Source organism: Streptomyces sp. NPDC046860 (assembly GCF_040645115.1).
In the GTDB taxonomy this organism is placed as follows: Bacteria; Actinomycetota; Actinomycetes; order Streptomycetales; family Streptomycetaceae; genus Streptomyces.
The window spans coordinates 62079-79814 of sequence record NZ_JBEYXQ010000005.1 but is presented as its reverse complement, the minus strand read 5'-3'; the positions used below and the strand labels follow the sequence as shown (position 1 = coordinate 79814).

The following is a 17736-nucleotide window of genomic DNA, read 5'->3' as shown; positions in this document are numbered from 1 at the left end:
CGAGGTGGTGTGCCCTAGCCTCCCGGCCCCCGCCATCACCCGCTCGGTACCGGGAAATCCCCGTCCTGGACTCCTGAGCAGGGAAGACGCCCTTGGTTAGCCCAGCCTGGCCTTGCTGGCGGCGGTGCGCGGAGCGGCGTAGATTGAGGGTCTTCGAAAAGTAGAACAAGTCCAAAGTTAGCTTTGGCTCAGCTTACCGGGGGTCCCCATGGCCATCATCGAAACCGAGGCCGCGCTGCACGAGGCGCACCGCGACAACCACACGCACCGCGACGTGAACGGCGGCTGGCTGCGCCCCGCCGTCTTCGGCGCGATGGACGGCCTGGTCTCCAACCTCGCCCTGATGACCGGTGTCGCGGGCGGTTCGGTGAGCCATCAGACGATCGTGATCACGGGTCTCGCCGGGCTCGCGGCCGGCGCCTTCTCGATGGCGGCCGGCGAGTACACCTCCGTCGCCTCGCAGGCTGAACTCGTCCAGGCCGAGCTGGACGTCGAGCGCCGTGAGCTGCGCAAACACCCGCAGGCCGAGGAGGACGAGCTGGCCGCGCTGTACGCCTCCCGGGGCGTCGAGCCCGCGCTCGCCCGCGAGGTGGCCCGGCAGCTCTCCAAGGACCCCGAGCAGGCCCTGGAGATACACGCCCGCGAGGAACTCGGCGTCGACCCCGACGACCTGCCGTCCCCGGTCACCGCCGCCGTCTCCTCCTTCGGCGCCTTCGCGCTGGGCGCCCTGCTGCCCGTCCTGCCGTACCTGCTGGGCGCCACCGTCCTGTGGCCCGCCGTACTCCTCGCGCTCGCCGGACTCTTCGGCTGCGGCGCGGTGGTGGCCAAGGTGACCGCCCGGAGCTGGTGGTTCAGCGGACTGCGCCAGCTCGCGCTAGGCGGCGCGGCGGCCGGGGTCACCTTCGCGCTCGGCAGCCTGTTCGGGACCGCTGTGAGCTGAGAGACCCTGGACTTATTCCGGGGTGCGCATAAATAATTGTTACTCGCGGGTTTCGCGCGGTTGGCCCTCGGGCATGAGCCGTAAGCACTGCGGGCAACGGCGCTCGCGGTGCACCGGCGGGACGGGCGACGAAGCCCGGCCGCCCCCGGAGCCGACCGGTGCCGGTCCGAGAGACCGTCACCCGTCCGGCCCACTCGCGTCACCCTGCTCGAAACCGCAGTGAATCCCAGCTTCTCCAGCCGCCCCGAGCGGCGCCCGCCGCACCCCACGGCACCCCGCCGCGTCCCCCTGTGGCGTCCGCATGATGGAACGGGGTATCCGGTTCCGGCCAAGCGTTCCATCATGTAACCTGCACGAAATTTTGCACCAGCAGAGGGCCAGCGTCGTCCCTCGGCACCTGCCACACGCCACTGACGACGACGGGAGAGCCGATGCGTACGACGCGCCAGCCGTCCCCGCATTCCGTGACCGACCGCGCCTGGTCCTTCATGGATGCCCGCCCTGCCGCGCAGGGCATGTACGACCCCCGCGACGAGCACGACGCCTGTGGCGTCGGCTTCGTGGCCACCCTCACCGGTGAGGCGAGCCACGCGCTGGTCGAGCAGGCGCTGACCGTACTGCGCAATCTCGAACACCGCGGCGCCACCGGCTCCGAGCCCGACTCCGGGGACGGCGCCGGCATCCTCTCCCAGGTGCCCGACGCCTTCTTCCGCGAGGTGGCCGGATTCGACCTCCCCGCAGCCGGCTCCTACGCCGTCGGCATCGCCTTCCTGCCCGAGGACGGCACCGCCGAAATCGTCTCACGTATCGAGACGATCGCCGCCGAGGAGGGCCTCACCGTCCTCGGCTGGCGCGAGGTCCCCGTCGCCCCCGAACTGCTCGGCGCGACCGCCCGCTCCACCATGCCGGCCTTCCGCCAGCTCTTCGTCTCCGACGGGGTCAGCGAGGGCATCGCGCTGGACCGCAAGGCGTTCGTCGTGCGCAAGCGCGCCGAGCGGGAGGCCGGGGTCTACTTCCCCTCCCTGTCCGCCCGGACGATCGTCTACAAGGGCATGCTGACCACCGGCCAGCTCGAACCCTTCTTCCCGGACCTGTCCGACCGCCGGTTCGCCTCCGCGATCGCGCTCGTGCACTCCCGCTTCTCCACGAACACCTTCCCGTCGTGGCCGCTCGCGCACCCCTACCGCTTCGTCGCCCACAACGGTGAGATCAACACCGTCAAGGGCAACCGCAACTGGATGCGCGCCCGCGAGTCCCAGCTCGGTTCCGACCTGTTCGGCACCGACGACAACCTCGCGCGCACCTTCCCCGTCTGCACGCCGGACGCCTCCGACTCGGCGTCCTTCGACGAGGTGCTCGAACTCCTCCACCTCGGCGGGCGCTCGCTGCCCCACGCGGTGCTGATGATGATCCCGGAGGCGTGGGAGAACCACGACTCCATGGACCCGGCCCGCCGTGCCTTCTACCAGTTCCACTCCACGATGATGGAGCCCTGGGACGGCCCCGCCTGCGTCACCTTCACCGACGGCACCCAGGTCGGCGCGGTCCTCGACCGCAACGGCCTGCGCCCCGGCCGCTACTGGGTCACCGACGACGGCCTCGTCGTCCTCGGCTCCGAGGTCGGCGTCCTCGACATCGACCCCGCCAAGGTCGTCCGCAAGGGCCGCCTCCAGCCCGGCCGCATGTTCCTCGTGGACACCGCCGAGTGCCGCATCATCGAGGACGACGAGATCAAGGCGTCCCTCGCCGCCGAGCAGCCCTACGGCGACTGGATGGAGACGGGCGAGATCGAGCTGGGCGACCTGCCCGAGCGTGAGCACATCGTCCACACCCACGCCTCCGTCACCCGCCGCCAGCAGACCTTCGGCTACACCGAGGAAGAGCTGCGGATCATCCTCGCCCCCATGGCCAAGGCCGGCGCCGAGCCGATCGGCTCCATGGGCACCGACAGCCCCATCGCGGCCCTCTCCGACCGCCCCCGGCTGCTCTTCGACTACTTCACCCAGCTCTTCGCCCAGGTCACCAACCCGCCGCTGGACGCCATCCGCGAGGAACTGGTGACGTCCCTGCGCAGCTCGCTGGGCCCCCAGGGCAACCTGCTCGACCCGACCGCGGCCTCCTGCCGCTCGGTCCTGCTGCCCTTCCCCGTCATCGACAACGACGAGCTGGCCAAGCTCATCCACATCAACGCCGACGGCGACATGCCCGGCTTCAAGGCCGCCACCCTCTCCGGCCTCTACCGGGTCTCCGGCGGCGGCGAGTCCCTGGCCGCGCGCATCGAGGAGATCTGCGCCGAGGCCGACGCCGCCATCGACAACGGCGCCCGCCTCATCGTCCTGTCCGACCGGCACTCCGACGCCGAGCACGCGCCGATCCCCTCGCTGCTGCTCACCGCCGCCGTGCACCACCACCTCATCCGCACCAAGGAGCGCACCCACGTCGGCCTCCTGGTCGAGGCCGGTGACGTGCGCGAGGTCCACCACGTCGCCCTGCTGATCGGGTACGGCGCCGCCGCGGTCAACCCCTACCTGGCGATGGAGTCCGTCGAGGACCTCGTCCGCGCCGGCACCTTCCTGCCCGGCATGGAGCCGGAAGCGGCCATCCGCAACCTGATCTACGCCCTGGGCAAGGGCGTGCTGAAGGTGATGTCCAAGATGGGCATCTCCACCGTCGCCTCCTACCGGGGCGCGCAGGTCTTCGAGGCCGTCGGCCTGGACGACGCCTTCGTGGACAAGTACTTCGACGGCACCACCACCAAGATCGGCGGCGTCGGCCTGGACGTCATCGCCCGCGAGGTCGCCGCCCGGCACGCCAAGGCGTACCCCGCCAGCGGCATCGCGCCCGCGCACCGCACGCTGGACATCGGCGGCGAGTACCAGTGGCGCCGCGAGGGCGAGCCCCACCTGTTCGACCCGGAGACGGTCTTCCGCCTCCAGCACTCCACCCGCTCCGGCCGCTTCGACATCTTCAAGAAGTACACCGACCGGGTGAACGAGCAGTCCGAGCGCCTGATGACGCTGCGCGGCCTGTTCGGCTTCGACTCCGGCCGCGCCGCCATCCCGGTGGACGAGGTCGAGCCGGTCTCCGAGATCGTCAAGCGCTTCTCCACCGGCGCCATGTCGTACGGCTCCATCTCGCAGGAGGCGCACGAGACCCTCGCCATCGCCATGAACCAGCTGGGCGGCAAGTCCAACACCGGTGAGGGCGGCGAGGACCCGGAGCGGCTGTACGACCCGGCCCGGCGCAGCGCCATCAAGCAGGTCGCCTCCGGCCGCTTCGGCGTCACCTCCGAGTACCTGGTCAACGCCGACGACATCCAGATCAAGATGGCCCAGGGCGCCAAGCCCGGCGAGGGCGGCCAGCTCCCCGGCCACAAGGTGTACCCGTGGGTCGCCAAGACCCGGCACTCCACGCCCGGCGTCGGCCTGATCTCCCCGCCGCCGCACCACGACATCTACTCCATCGAGGACCTCGCCCAGCTCATCCACGACCTGAAGAACGCCAACCCCTCGGCCCGCATCCACGTGAAGCTGGTCTCCGAGGTCGGCGTCGGCACGGTCGCGGCCGGTGTGTCCAAGGCGCACGCCGACGTGGTGCTGGTCTCCGGCCACGACGGCGGCACCGGCGCCTCCCCGCTCACCTCGCTCAAGCACGCGGGCGGCCCCTGGGAGCTCGGCCTCGCCGAGACCCAGCAGACCCTGCTGCTCAACGGGCTGCGCGACCGGATCGTCGTCCAGACCGACGGCCAGCTCAAGACCGGCCGGGACGTCGTCATCGCCGCGCTGCTCGGCGCCGAGGAGTTCGGCTTCGCCACCGCGCCCCTGGTGGTCTCCGGCTGCGTGATGATGCGCGTCTGCCACCTGGACACCTGCCCGGTCGGCATCGCCACCCAGAACCCGGTGCTGCGCGAGCGCTTCGACGGCAAGGCCGAGTACATCGTCAACTTCTTCCGGTTCATCGCCGAAGAGGTCCGCGAACTCCTCGCCGAGCTGGGCTTCCGCTCCATCGAGGAGGCCGTCGGCCACGCCGAGGTGCTCGACGTCGAGCGTGCCGTCGACCACTGGAAGGCCCAGGGCCTCGACCTGGAGCCCCTGTTCCACGTGCCCGAGCTGCCCGAGGGCGCCGTCCGCCACCAGGTGGTCGCCCAGGACCACGGGCTGGAGAAGGCGCTCGACAACGAGCTGATCAGGCTCGCCGCCGACGCGCTGGCCGCCACCGACGCCACCGAGGCGCACCCGGTGCGCGCCCAGGTCGCCATCCGCAACATCAACCGCACGGTCGGCACCATGCTCGGCCACGAGGTGACGCGGAAGTTCGGCGGCGCGGGCCTGCCCGACGACACCGTCGACATCACCTTCACCGGCTCGGCCGGCCAGTCCTTCGGCGCCTTCCTGCCGCGCGGTGTCACGCTCCGCCTGGAGGGCGACGCCAACGACTACGTCGGCAAGGGCCTGTCCGGCGGCCGGATCGTGGTCCGCCCCGACCGGGCGGCCGACCACCTCGCCGAGTACTCCACCATCGCGGGCAACACCATCGGCTACGGCGCCACCGGCGGCGAGCTGTTCCTGCGCGGCCGCACCGGCGAACGCTTCTGCGTCCGCAACTCCGGTGCCCTGGTGGTCTCCGAGGGCGTCGGCGACCACGGCTGCGAGTACATGACCGGCGGCCACGCCGTCGTCCTCGGCCCGACCGGCCGCAACTTCGCGGCGGGCATGTCCGGCGGCATCGCCTACGTCATCGACCTCGACCCGGACAACGTCAACGCCGGCAACGCCGGCGCCGTCGAACCGCTGGAGGACGCCGACCGGACCTGGCTGCACGACGCCGTGCGCCGCCATGCCGAGGAGACCGGCTCCACGGTCGCGGAGAAGCTCCTCGCGGACTGGGACCGGTCCGTGGAGCGCTTCAGCAGGATCATCCCCAGCACGTACAAGGCAGTGCTCGCCGCCAAGGACGCCGCCGAGCGAGCCGGTCTCACCGAGACCGAGATCACCGAGAAGATGATGGAGGCGGCGACCAATGGCTGATCCCAAGGGCTTTCTGAACCACGGCCGCGAGGTCGCCCGGACCCGTCCCGTCGGCGAGCGCGTCAAGGACTGGAACGAGGTCTACGTCCCCGGCTCCCTGCTGCCGATCATCGGCAAGCAGGCCAGCCGGTGCATGGACTGCGGCATCCCGTTCTGCCACAACGGCTGTCCGCTCGGGAACCTGATCCCGGAGTGGAACGACTACGCCTACCGGCAGGACTGGGCGGCCGCCTCCGAGCGGCTGCACGCGACCAACAACTTCCCCGAGTTCACCGGCCGGCTCTGCCCCGCGCCGTGCGAGTCGGCCTGCGTGCTGGGCATCAACCAGCAGCCGGTCACCATCAAGAACGTCGAGGTCTCGATCATCGACCAGGCGTGGGAGACCGGGGACGTCGCCCCGCGCATCCCGGAGCGGCTGTCCGGCAAGACGGTCGCGGTCATCGGCTCCGGCCCGGCCGGCCTCGCCGCCGCCCAGCAGCTCACCCGCGCCGGCCACACGGTCGCCGTGTACGAGCGCGCCGACCGCGTCGGCGGCCTGCTGCGGTACGGCATCCCCGAGTTCAAGATGGAGAAGCGGCACATCAACCGCCGTATCGAGCAGATGCGCGCGGAGGGCACCCGGTTCCGCACCGGCGTCGAGGTCGGCCGCGACCTCAAGGCGACCGACCTCAGGAAGCGGTACGACGCGGTCGTCATCGCCGCCGGCTCCACCACCGCGCGTGATCTCCCCGTCCCCGGCCGGGAGCTGAACGGCATCCACCAGGCGATGGAGTACCTGCCGCTGTCCAACAAGGTCCAGGAGGGCGACTTCGTGGCGCCCCCCATCACGGCCGAGGGCAAGCACGTCGTCGTCATCGGCGGCGGCGACACCGGCGCCGACTGCGTGGGCACCGCCCACCGCCAGGGCGCGGCCTCCGTCACCCAGCTGGAGATCATGCCCCGCCCGAACGACGAGCGGCACGCGCTGAACCAGCCCTGGCCGACCTTCCCCATGCTGTACAAGGTCACCAGCGCCCACGAGGAGGGCGGCGAGCGGGTCTACGCCGTCTCCACCACCCACTTCGAGGGCGACGAGGACGGCAACGTCCAGGCACTGCACCTGGCCGAGGTCGAGTTCATCGACGGCAAGCTGACCCCCAAGCCGGGCAGCGAGCGGAAGATCCCGGCCCAGCTGGTCACCCTCGCCATGGGCTTCACCGGCACCGACCGGGAGAACGGCCTGGTCGACCAGTTCGGCCTGGAGCTCGACGAGCGCGGCAACATCGCCCGCGACGCCGACTTCCGGACCAACGTGCCCGGCGTCTTCGTCGCCGGTGACGCGGGCCGCGGCCAGTCCCTGATCGTGTGGGCCATCGCCGAGGGCCGCTCCGCCGCCCGCGGCGTGGACCGCCACCTCACCGGGGCCAGCGACCTGCCCGCCCCGATCCGCCCCACCGACCGCTCCCTGGCGGTCTGACACCCCGCACACCCGGTGTGCCGTACAAGGGCGTACGGAACATCAGACGGCGCCTGCCCGACAGTCCCCGACCGGACGCCCGGGCAGGCGCCGCCGCCTCATCACCCGGTACGCGGCGCCCAGGCCGAACACCGCGCCCTCGGCGCCCGATCACCGGCACCGGCCGGACGTCAGGCTGTGATCACCCGATTTCCCGACGCCGCGTCAGCGCATCGCGTACCGCGCACTCTTGGGGATGAACCCACCGGCGAGGTCCCTCTCGCAGGTCAGGGGAGCGTGCTGATGATGTCCCGACCATCGCGCCGACCCGCTGCCCGCACTCGCCGGGCCGCCGCGTCGTGCGCCGCTTCGGAAAGGACACTGCCGTGCCCGAGCAGAACGAGCAGGCGGAGCAGAGCGTGGGGGAGTTCACCCTCGCCGGACCGCTGACCACCCCGTCCACGGCCGCCCGCACGGCCCCCGAGCCCGACGAGACGTGGCCCCTGCCGGGCGGCCGCGCCCACGTCTACTACGGCACCGGCAACCGCGGCATCGTCCGGCCCGTGCTCATGGCCGACGGCTTCAACCTCGGCCCGAGCGACCTCGCCTGGCTCTACGAGGGTCTCGACGGCACGTTCCCCCTCCTGACCGAACTGCGCCGCCGGGGCCGCGACGTCGTCCTCGTCGGCTTCGACGAGCGCAGCGCCTCCCTCCTCGACAACGCCCAGACCGTGACCGCGGCCGTCCACCGGACGATCGCCGAACGGCTGGGCGGCACCCGCCTCATGGCGGGCGGCTTCAGCATGGGCGGACTCGTCACCCGCTACGCGCTGGCCCGCATGGAGACGCAGCGCATGGACCACCAGACCGGTGTGTACTTCTCCTGGGACACCCCGCACCGCGGCGCCTACATCCCCATCGGCGTCCAGGCGTTCGCGCACTTCATCCCGGTGCCCAACGACTTCGCCCGGCAGATGAGCAGCCCGGCCGCCCGCCAGATGCTCTGGCGCCACTACGACGCCATGACCGGGCAGAACGGCATCGCGCCCGAGCGCCGCGAGTTCCTGGAGCACCTGTCCCGGGTGGGCGACTGGCCGCGCATCCCCCGCCTGCTGGCCCTCGCCAACGGCCGCGGCGACGGCACCGGCATCGCCGTCCCGCCCGGCGAGACCGTACTGAGGTCGGAGCGGGTCTACCCCGGCACCGCCTTCTACGCCCAGGCCCAGGGCCGCGAGGTCACCGTCGCCGAGCTGAAGCGCCGCTTCCCCCAGGCCGAGAAGACCGTCACCACCGGCGACTTCCCCGAGCTGGACGGCGCCCCCGGCGGCACCCTGCGCTCCTACGGCATCCTCGCCGAGGCGCTGGAGAAGGCCGGCGCCGAGGTCGACCTGCGCCACCCGGAGATCTGCTTCGTCCCCACGGGCAGCGCCCTCGCGATCCGCGACCTCGACCAGCAGAAGGACCTCTACGCCAGGATCGAGGACATCGACCCGGGCGAGAGCGAGGTCGACGACTACACGTGGTCCACCACGACGACCCCGCACACGGCCGTCACCGAGGAACTCGCCACCTGGCTGATGGACCGCCTCCCCGACTGAGCCGGCAGGCCCCGGGGAGACACTCCCTAGGTGTCGCACTCCAGCACCGTCCGGCACAGCCCGCAGCGGGCCCTGACCCGGCCCTTGACCGGCACCCGGATGCGCTGATGGCACACCGGGCACGGGAAGGACACCTTCCAGCCCGCCCCGTCCGGGGTGAACGCGTAGGGGGAATCCGGACGGGGCCCGCCCGCGCCGTGCCGGGCGGCCTCCCGGCGGTCGTGCGCGTACCGGCGCCGCGCCGCCCAGCCCGCCCCGCTCAGCGGCGCCCGCCGCTCGTCCGCCCGGGCCCGCTCCCGCCCCGCCACGTACGCCGTGTACGCCTGCGGGCTGGTGAACCACACCGCCGGGTCCTCACCGAACAGCGCGGCCCGCTTCGCCAGCACGTAGCCGAACTCCTCCGGGGTGAGATAGCCCAGCTTCTGCGACGCCTCGCCGTGCTCCCGGTAGGCGTCCAGCAGCAGCCAGCCCGCGCCCAGATACGTGGTCACCGTGTCGGTCAGGATCTCGTTCTCCGCCGTCGTCGGGAAGGCCAGGCCCAGCCGGTGCAGATACACGTGCGCCACCTCGTGCGCGAGCGCCGCGCCGATGTCCTCGCGGTGGGTGCGGAACCGGTCGTTCAACTCCACGAAGTACTCCGGGCCCGCCGCCAGTTCGACATCGGCCGCGTGCCGCATCTCACGGAAGCAGACGATCAGCCGCGCGTCCGGCAGCCGGAAGTGCCGCACCAGCTCCCGCGCCACCCGCTGCGCGCCCAGATGCAGATCGTCGCCGTCCCCGAACGCCACACCGGCCGGCGCCACGCTCGCCGCGAACGTCCGCAGCCCCTCGTACGACAGACGCCGGTACAGCGCCGTCAGCGCCGCCCGCACCGTCTCGAGGTGCGGGAAGCCGTGCACCACCGGCCCGCCTGCCGTCACGCCCGCACCCCCCGAAGGTCACCCGGAGCCCTGCCTCCCACTGTAGGACCGCCCGGCGCGACGGCCAGTGCTCGGCGCCCCGTAGGGTGGACGCCCATGACCACCAGCAACACCGCCCCCGGCGACGTCGACCCCGAGGCCCGCGAGGAACTGGAGCGGCTGCGGGCCAGCATCGACAACATCGACGCCGCCGTCGTCCACATGCTGGCCGAACGCTTCAAGGCCACCCAGCAGGTCGGCCGCCTCAAGGCCCGCCACCACCTGCCGCCCGCCGACCCCGGCCGCGAGGCCCGCCAGATCGAGCGGCTGCGCAGCCTCGCCGAGGACGCCCGCCTCGACCCCGCCTTCGCCGAGAAGTTCCTCAACTTCATCGTCGCCGAGGTCATCCGGCACCACGAGCGCATCGCCGACGACACCGCGCGCACCCGCCCCACACCGGGGTGAGCCGGGCGCGCGGCGGACAAAAGCCGTGTACGGAATCCGCCCCTGTCCGCCGCCGACCCGATCGGGCAGCATGGCATCCATGTCCGTACTGACGCGCGACGAAGCGCAAGCCCGAGCAGAGTTCCTCGACGTCCACCGCTACACCGTCGATCTCGACCTCACATGCGGTGACGAGACCTTCGGCTCCCGCACCGCGATCCGCTTCACCGCGCGGACGGACGGGGACACCTTCGTCGAGCTGAAGCCCGCCGAGCTGCGCGCCGTCACCCTCGACGGACAGCCCCTGGACACATCCGCCCTCGACGGCAACCGGCTGCCGCTGAAGAACCTCACCGCGGGCGAACACGAGCTCACCGTCGACGCCACCATGCGCTACTCCCGCACCGGCGAAGGCATGCACCGCTTCACCGACCCCACCGACGGCGAGACCTACGTCTACACCCAGCTCTTCCTCGACGACGTCCAGCGCGTCTTCGCCGCCTTCGACCAGCCCGACCTCAAGGCCGTCTTCGACCTGACCGTCACCGCCCCCGACGGCTGGCAGGTGCTCGCCAACGGCATCACCGAGCACCTCGGCGACGGCCGCTGGCGCGCCGCCACCACCCCCCTCATCTCCACCTACCTCGTCGCCGTCGCCGCCGGCCCCTGGCACTCCGTGCGCACCGAGCACCGCGGCCTGCCCTTCGGCCTCCACTGCCGCCGCTCGCTCGCCCCCCACCTCGACGCCGACGCGGACGAGATCCTGGACATCACCCGCGCCCTGTACGACCGGTACCACGAGAAGTTCGAGGAGCCCTACCCCTTCGACTCCTACGACCAGGCGTTCGTCCCCGAGTTCAACGCCGGCGCCATGGAGAACCCCGGACTCGTCACCTTCCGCGACGAATTCGTCTTCCGCTCCGCCGTCACCGACACCGAGCGGCAGACCCGCGCCATGGTCATCGCCCACGAGATGGCCCACATGTGGTTCGGCGACCTCGTCACCCTCAGGTGGTGGGACGACATCTGGCTGAACGAGTCCTTCGCCGAGTACATGGGCTACCAGACCACCCTGGAAGCCACCCGCTTCACCGAGCCCTGGGTCGAGTTCGGCGTCACCCGCAAGTCCTGGGGCTACGACGCCGACCAGCGCCCCTCCACCCACCCCGTCGCCCCCGGGTCCGTCGACGACACCGCCGCCGCCCTCCTCAACTTCGACGGCATCTCCTACGCCAAGGGCGCCTCCGCCCTGCGCCAGCTCGTCGCCTGGCTCGGCGAGAAGGACTTCCTCGCCGGCATCAACGTCCACTTCACACGGCACAGGTTCGGCAACGCCACCCTCGCCGACTTCATCGACTCCCTCGCCTCCGCCACCGAACGCGACGTCCCCGCCTGGGCCGACGCCTGGCTGCGCACCACCGGCGTCGACAAGCTCACCCCCCGCCTCACCACCACCGAGGGCACCCGCACCCTCACCGTCGACCACGACGGCAGCCGCCCCCACCGCGTCACCGCCGGCGTCTACGACCACGACCTCACCGAGGAAGGCCGCCTCACCCTGCGCGAACGCGTCGGCCTCGACATCCCCCAGAGCGAACCCCAGCCCCTCGGCAAGCGGCCCGCGCTGCTCCTCCTCAACGACGGCGACCTCACCTACGCCAAGATCCGCTTCGACCCCGAGTCCTTCGAGACCCTGCGCACCAGCCTGTCCGGCCTGCCCGACCCGCTCACCCGCGCCGTCGCCTGGAACGCCCTGCGCGACGCCGTACGCGACGGCGAACTCCCGCCCGCCGCCTACCTGGACACCGCCCGCGCCCACCTCCCGCTGGAGACCGACCTCGCCCTCGTCCAGGGCGTCCTGGCCTTCGCCGGCACCCACATCGCCGACCGCTACCTCACCCCCGAGGAGCGCCCCACGGCCCTCGCCACCCTCGGCTCCCTCTGCCGCGACCTGCTGCGCCGCACCGAGGACGGCGACAACCCCGGCCTGCGCCTGGTCGCCGTACGGCACTTCATCGACGTCGCCGCCCACCCCGACACCATCGCCGCCTGGCTCGCCGACGGCACCGTGCCCGGCGGGCCCGAACTCGACCCCGAGCTGCGCTGGCGCATCCTCGGCCGGCTCGCCGTGCTCGGCGCCACCGACGAGGCCGCCATCGCCGCCGAACTCGCACGCGACCCCTCAGCCAACGGCCAGGAGGGCGCCGCCCGCTGCCGCGCCGCCCTGCCCGACCCCGAGGCCAAGCGGCGTGCCTGGGAGTCGATGTTCGCCACCGACGACCTCTCCAACTACCTGTTCAAGGCCACCGCCCAGGGCTTCTGGCAGCCCGAACAGGCCGAACTCGTCCGCGAGTACGTCCCCCGCTACTACGACGCGGCGGTCGCGGTGTCCGCGCGGCGCGGCCCCGCCATCGCCACCGCCGCCGGTGCCTGGGCCTTCCCGCACCACGCGGTCGACGCCGAGAACCTGGCCCTGGGGGAGGCGTGCCTGCGCGACGCCGACCCGGTCCCCGCCCTGCGCCGCAAGCTCGCCGACGAACTCGACGACCTGGCACGGGCGTTGCGGGTACGGGGGGAGTAGCGGCGGGGCCGGGCGGTGTGGCGCGGGGCGACATGTCCCGCGGCCACACCGCCCGGCCGCGACACCAGTACCGCCCGCCCACCGCTCCAACGCGTTTTCCCCGTACGGCAGTACCCATTTCCGGCTCCCGCTCGTTGGGCAGCGCGGACACCCGGCTCCCGACCCCTGCGAGCCGCGTGCCCCCGCCCCGCAGGAGAGCCCATGAGCACCCCGCCCCTCGCCTCAGGACCCCACGGCCCGGACGCCCTGCGCCCGCTCCTGGACACCGTCCTCGGCGCCCTCGCCACCGGCACGGCCGAGCGCGGCGGCCCGCTGCCCGCGGGCGGCCCCGACGCCGTCGCCGCCCGCGTCGCCGACGCCCTCGGCGAGGTGCTCCCCGAACACGGCGACCCCGACGCCCTGCGCACCCTCGTCCACACCCTCGCCGCGGGCGCCGCCGACCCCGCCGACCCGCTCTGCGCCGCCCACCTGCACTGCCCGCCGCTCGCCCTCGCCACCGCCGCCGACCTCGCCGCCGGCGCCCTCAACCCCTCGCTGGACTCCTGGGACCAGGCACCCGCCGCCTCCGCCCTCGAAGCCCTGGTCACCCGCGCCCTCGCCGCCCGCCTCGGCCTCGCCGACGCCGTCGTCACCACCGGCGCCACCGAGGCCAACCAGCTCGCCCTGCTGCTCGCCCGCGAGGCCCACGGCGCCCACGTCCGGCTGATCTGCTCGGCCGCCGCCCACCACTCCCTGCCCCGCGCCGCCTGGCTGCTCGGCCTGCCCGACCCCGTCGTCCTCCCCGCACCCAACGGCACCCTGGACCCCGCCGCGCTGGACGCCGCCCTCACCGAGCTGACCGGCCCCCTCCTCGTCGCCGCCACCGCCGGCACCACCGACGCCGGGCTCATCGACCCCCTCCCCGAGATCGCCGCCCGCTGCGCCGCCCACCGCGTCCGCCTGCACATCGACGCGGCCTACGGCGGCCCCCTCGCCCTCAGCGACCGCCACCGGGACCTGCTCACCGGACTCGACGCCGCCCACACCGTCGCCCTCGACCTGCACAAACTCGGCTGGCAGCCCGTCGCCACCGGCTTCCTCGCCGTCGCCGACCCCGCCGAACTCGACGCCCTCCACCAGCGCGCCGACTACCTCAACGCCGACGACGACACCGAAGCCGGCCTCCCCGACCTCCTCGGCCGCTCCACCCGCACCACCCGCCGCCCCGACATCCTCAAAGCCGCGGTCACCCTGCGCACCCTCGGCCGCACCGGCCTGGCCGACCTCATCGACCGGGTCCTGGACCTCGCCCAGGACCTCGCCGACCGCGTCGAGGCACACCCCGGCCTCGAACTGTACGACCGGCCCACCCTCACCACCGTGCTGTTCCGGCCCGCCCACGCGAGCGACGACACCGTCGCCGCCGTCCGCCGCACCCTGCTGCACGAGGGCCGCGCCGTCCTCGGCCGGGCCCGCGCCGACGGCCGCCTCTGGCTCAAGGCCACCCTCCTCAACCCCCACACCAGGCCGGACGACCTGGCCCACCTCCTGAAACTCGCCGAAGGAAACACCCCCGCATGACCCACCCGCCCCACCCCCCACGCCAGGAGCCCGAGTCCCCCCGCGACCTCGTCGGCATCGGCATCGGCCCCTGCAACCTCTCCCTCGCCGCCCTCGCGGCCCCCCTCGCCGAACTCGACGCCGTCTTCTACGAACAGCGCCCCGGCTTCGACTGGCACCCCGGCCTCCTCATCGACGGCGCCACCCTCCAGGTCCCCTACCTCGCCGACCTGGTGACCCTCGCCGACCCCACCAGCCCCTGGAGCTTCCTCAACTACCTCCGCTCCCGCGACCGCCTCTTCCCCTTCTACTTCGCCGAGCACTTCCACATCCAGCGCGCCGAGTACGACGCCTACTGCCGCTGGGTCTCCGGCAAACTCCCCGGACTCCGCTACCGCCACCAGGTCGACACCGTCCGCTGGAACCCCGGACGCGACGTGTTCGAGGTCGACTTCACCCAGCTCGACGCCGACGGCCACGCCGAAGCCCTCGGCCGCACCCGCACCCGCAACATCGTCCTCGGCGTCGGCACCGCCCCCCACGTGCCCGAACCGCTGCGCCCCCTCGCCGACGCCCCCGGCGTCCCCGTCCTGCACGCCGCCGACTACCTCGCCCACCGCGACGCCCTCCTCGCCGCCGGGCACGTCACCGTCGTCGGCTCGGGACAGTCCGGTGCCGAGGTCTTCCTCGACCTGCTCCGCCACCGCCCCGCCGGCCGCGAGCGCCTGCACTGGATCGGCCGAACCCCCGCCTTCGCCCCCATGGAGTACTCCAAGCTCGGCCTGGAACACTTCACCCCCGACCACACCCGCTACTTCCACGCCCTCGCCGAACCCGTCCGCGACCGGCTCGTCGCCGCCCAGTGGCAGCTCCACAAAGGCGTCGACGCCGGCACCCTCGCCGCCATCCACGACGAGCTGTACCGGCGCACCCTGCACGGGGGCTGGCCCGACGCCGTCCTCACCCCCGGCGTCCACGTCCGCACCGCCGGACGCATCGGCGCCGGACAGGTCGAACTCCACCTCGAACACCGCGACCAGGGCAGCCGCACCCGCCTCACCACCGACGCCGTCGTCCTCGCCACCGGCTACCGCATGCGCCCCCTCGACGGCATCCTCGCCGGACTCGAACCCCACCTGCGCCGCGACAGCGCAGGACGCCCCCTGATCGACGAGGACTTCCGGCTCTCCCTCACCCCCGACGTCCAAGGCACGGTCTACGTCCAGAACGCCGAACTCCACACCCACGGCGTCGGCGCCCCCGACCTCGGACTGGCCGCCTGGCGCAGCGCCACCATCCTCAACTCCCTGACCGGCAAGGAGCAGTACCCCCTGCCCGCCCGGACCGCCTTCACCACCTTCGGCCTGCACCCGCGACGACGAAGCCCCGGCGACGGCGCGATGGGACCTGCCCGCACCACCACCGGGGCTACACCCGGACCGGCGTACTAGAACACCGGCGTGCCCTCACGCGTCAGCTTCCAGTCCACCGACGCGAAGTCCTTCGGGTCCAGCACACCCTTCGCGGTCACCCACTCCGCGATCCGGGTCCGGATCTCCGTCGACTCCGACCACAGCTCCCGCGCCGACGCCACGTGCGGGAACGCGCCGCCGCCGTTGGCCCGGTAGTTGTTCACCGCGAACACGAACCGCGCCGCGTCGTCCAGCGGAGCCCCGCCGAAGGTCAGGTTCCTGATCCGCGAACCGGCGGGCCGCGCGATGTCGATGTCGTACGACAGCCCCGACACGTAGTCGTAGTTGTAGTCGGGGCGGTCGGCCGCGTTCGTCAGCTTGTCCACGTCCACCGGCGCGCCCGGCGCCGTCTGGACGTAGTACTGCGCCGAGTACTCCAGGTACGCCCGCACCTGCGCGCCCGTCATCAGCTTCGCCACCAGCGTGTTGTCGTACACGTACAGACCCGACAGGTCCCGGATGGTCACGTCGCCCGCCGGGATCTGGCTCGTCCGGGAGAACGGCGACGCCTGCGCCAGCACCGGCAGCGACGCGTACTCCGTGCCCGCCAGCGCGGCCTTGACCACGTCCTCCTGCACCTTGGTGATCAGGTCGATGATCGGGGCGTCCTTGTACCGCGCCTCCACCGTGGTCAGCGTCTCGGTCGCCCGGCCCACCACCTGGTTGACGTAACTCACCACCTTCGCGTGCTCCTTCGAGAGCAGCTTGGTGATCCTCGGGTCGTCCGCCACCGTCCGCGAGTCCCTCAGGGACGCCTTCACCGACTCCACCTGCCAGCGGCCGCGCGAGAGGACCAGCTCGAAGTCGAACAGGGTCAGCCGCTCCGCGAAGCACAGCGGCTCCGACAGCACGACCGTCTTCCCCGACTTCTCGTTGACGACCCGCATCTCCGGGATCTCCGTGTGCGCGTGCCCGACCAGGATCGCGTCGATCCCCGGCACCTGCCGCGCCACGTTCGCCGCCGCGTTCTCCACGTACGGCACCTGGTCACCGTAGGACGACGTGCCCGAGGTGCCCGAGTGCGCCGACACCACCACGATGTCCGCGCCCATCGAGCGCAGCTTCGGCACCCACTTCGCGGCCTGCTCCTCAAGCCCCTCGAAGGCCAGCTTGCCCTGCACGTACGCCTTGTCCCAGATGGCGATGCCGGGGTTGGTCAGACCGAGCACCGCGACCTTCACCGGCGGGGCGCCCGGCACGTGGAACTTCTTCATGTAGTACGGCGGGAAAGCGGGCTTCAGCGTCTTGGCGTCCACGGCGTTCGCGCCCAGCAGCGGGAAATCGAGCTGGTGCTCGAAGCGGCGCAGCGTCTCGATGCCGTAGTTGAACTCGTGGTTGCCCAGCGCCGCCGCGTCGTACCCGATCGCGTTCATCGCCTTCGCCATCGGGTGCACCGGCCCGCCCTTGGCGGTGATCGGGTCCACCTTGGCGTAGTAGTACGTCAGCGGGGTGCCCTGGATCGTGTCGCCCGCGTCCAGCAGCAGCGTGTTGCGGCGGCCCTTCTCCTCGCGCACCTGGTTCACCAGCGTCGAGATCCGGGCCAGCCCCTGGGCGTTGCCCGCCGCGTCGGTGTAGTCCGCGTTCTTGAAGTAGTCCCAGTTGAAGACGTGGCCGTGCAGGTCGGTGGTGCCCATCACGGTCAGCGCGTACCGCTTCTCGTGGTGCCCGTGGCCCCCCGGGGCCGCCTGGGCCGCCGGGGCTCCCGCCCCGCCCGCGATCGCCACGCCCGCCCCGGTCACGGCGGACTGCTTCAGGAACTTCCGGCGGTCGAACGGCATCTCTCGGTCTCCTCGGCAAGGGG

10 protein-coding genes are annotated in these 17736 nt (G+C 72.3%); 8 read left to right on the top strand and 2 right to left on the bottom strand.

Going from position 1 to position 17736, the window contains the following annotated elements:
- Positions 1-208: 208 nt before the first annotated feature.
- The 4 genes from ABZ898_RS09555 (at position 209) to ABZ898_RS09540 (ending at position 9000) form a co-directional block, all read left to right on the top strand.
- Positions 209-940: a VIT1/CCC1 transporter family protein gene (locus ABZ898_RS09555; RefSeq protein ID WP_361654882.1), complete on the top strand. Its 732-nt coding sequence runs from the start codon at positions 209-211 to the stop codon at positions 938-940.
- Positions 941-1371: 431 nt separating this feature from the next.
- The gene (gene gltB / locus ABZ898_RS09550; protein ID WP_361654879.1) at positions 1372-5967 is read left to right on the top strand and encodes a glutamate synthase large subunit; all 4596 of its coding nucleotides are present in this window, start codon (positions 1372-1374) and stop codon (positions 5965-5967) included.
- Entirely contained in the window at positions 5960-7423 is a 1464-nt protein-coding gene (locus ABZ898_RS09545; RefSeq protein WP_361654876.1) for a glutamate synthase subunit beta, read from the top strand. The genes gltB and ABZ898_RS09545 overlap by 8 nt, the downstream gene beginning before the upstream one ends.
- Positions 7424-7788: 365 nt before the next feature.
- Positions 7789-9000, top strand: a complete 1212-nt coding sequence (locus tag ABZ898_RS09540) for a hypothetical protein (protein WP_361654874.1) — start codon at positions 7789-7791, stop codon at positions 8998-9000.
- Between the two features lie 26 nt (positions 9001-9026).
- On the opposite strand, the gene ABZ898_RS09535 is transcribed toward ABZ898_RS09540, so the two are convergent.
- Positions 9027-9920 (bottom strand): hypothetical protein, encoded by an 894-nt coding sequence (locus ABZ898_RS09535; RefSeq protein WP_361654871.1) that lies wholly within the window; start codon positions 9918-9920, stop codon positions 9027-9029.
- A 96-nt stretch (positions 9921-10016) separates the two neighbouring features.
- On the opposite strand from ABZ898_RS09535, the gene ABZ898_RS09530 reads away from it, so the two are divergent.
- From ABZ898_RS09530 to ABZ898_RS09515, 4 genes are all read left to right on the top strand, one after another.
- Positions 10017-10364, top strand: coding sequence for a chorismate mutase (locus tag ABZ898_RS09530; RefSeq protein ID WP_361654869.1), 348 nt, complete (start codon positions 10017-10019; stop codon positions 10362-10364).
- Between the two features lie 79 nt (positions 10365-10443).
- Positions 10444-12924: an aminopeptidase N gene (pepN, locus tag ABZ898_RS09525; RefSeq protein ID WP_361654866.1), complete on the top strand. Its 2481-nt coding sequence runs from the start codon at positions 10444-10446 to the stop codon at positions 12922-12924.
- A gap of 201 nt (positions 12925-13125) precedes the next feature.
- Positions 13126-14484: an aminotransferase class V-fold PLP-dependent enzyme gene (locus ABZ898_RS09520; protein WP_361654864.1), complete on the top strand. Its 1359-nt coding sequence runs from the start codon at positions 13126-13128 to the stop codon at positions 14482-14484.
- Positions 14481-15914 (top strand): SidA/IucD/PvdA family monooxygenase, encoded by a 1434-nt coding sequence (locus tag ABZ898_RS09515; protein WP_361654861.1) that lies wholly within the window; start codon positions 14481-14483, stop codon positions 15912-15914. The genes ABZ898_RS09520 and ABZ898_RS09515 overlap by 4 nt, the downstream gene beginning before the upstream one ends.
- Here the strand turns inward: ABZ898_RS09515 and ABZ898_RS09510 are convergent.
- Positions 15911-17713, bottom strand: coding sequence for a 5'-nucleotidase C-terminal domain-containing protein (locus ABZ898_RS09510; protein WP_361654859.1), 1803 nt, complete (start codon positions 17711-17713; stop codon positions 15911-15913). The two genes, ABZ898_RS09515 and ABZ898_RS09510, sit on opposite strands and share 4 nt — an antisense overlap.
- Positions 17714-17736: the final 23 nt, after the last annotated feature.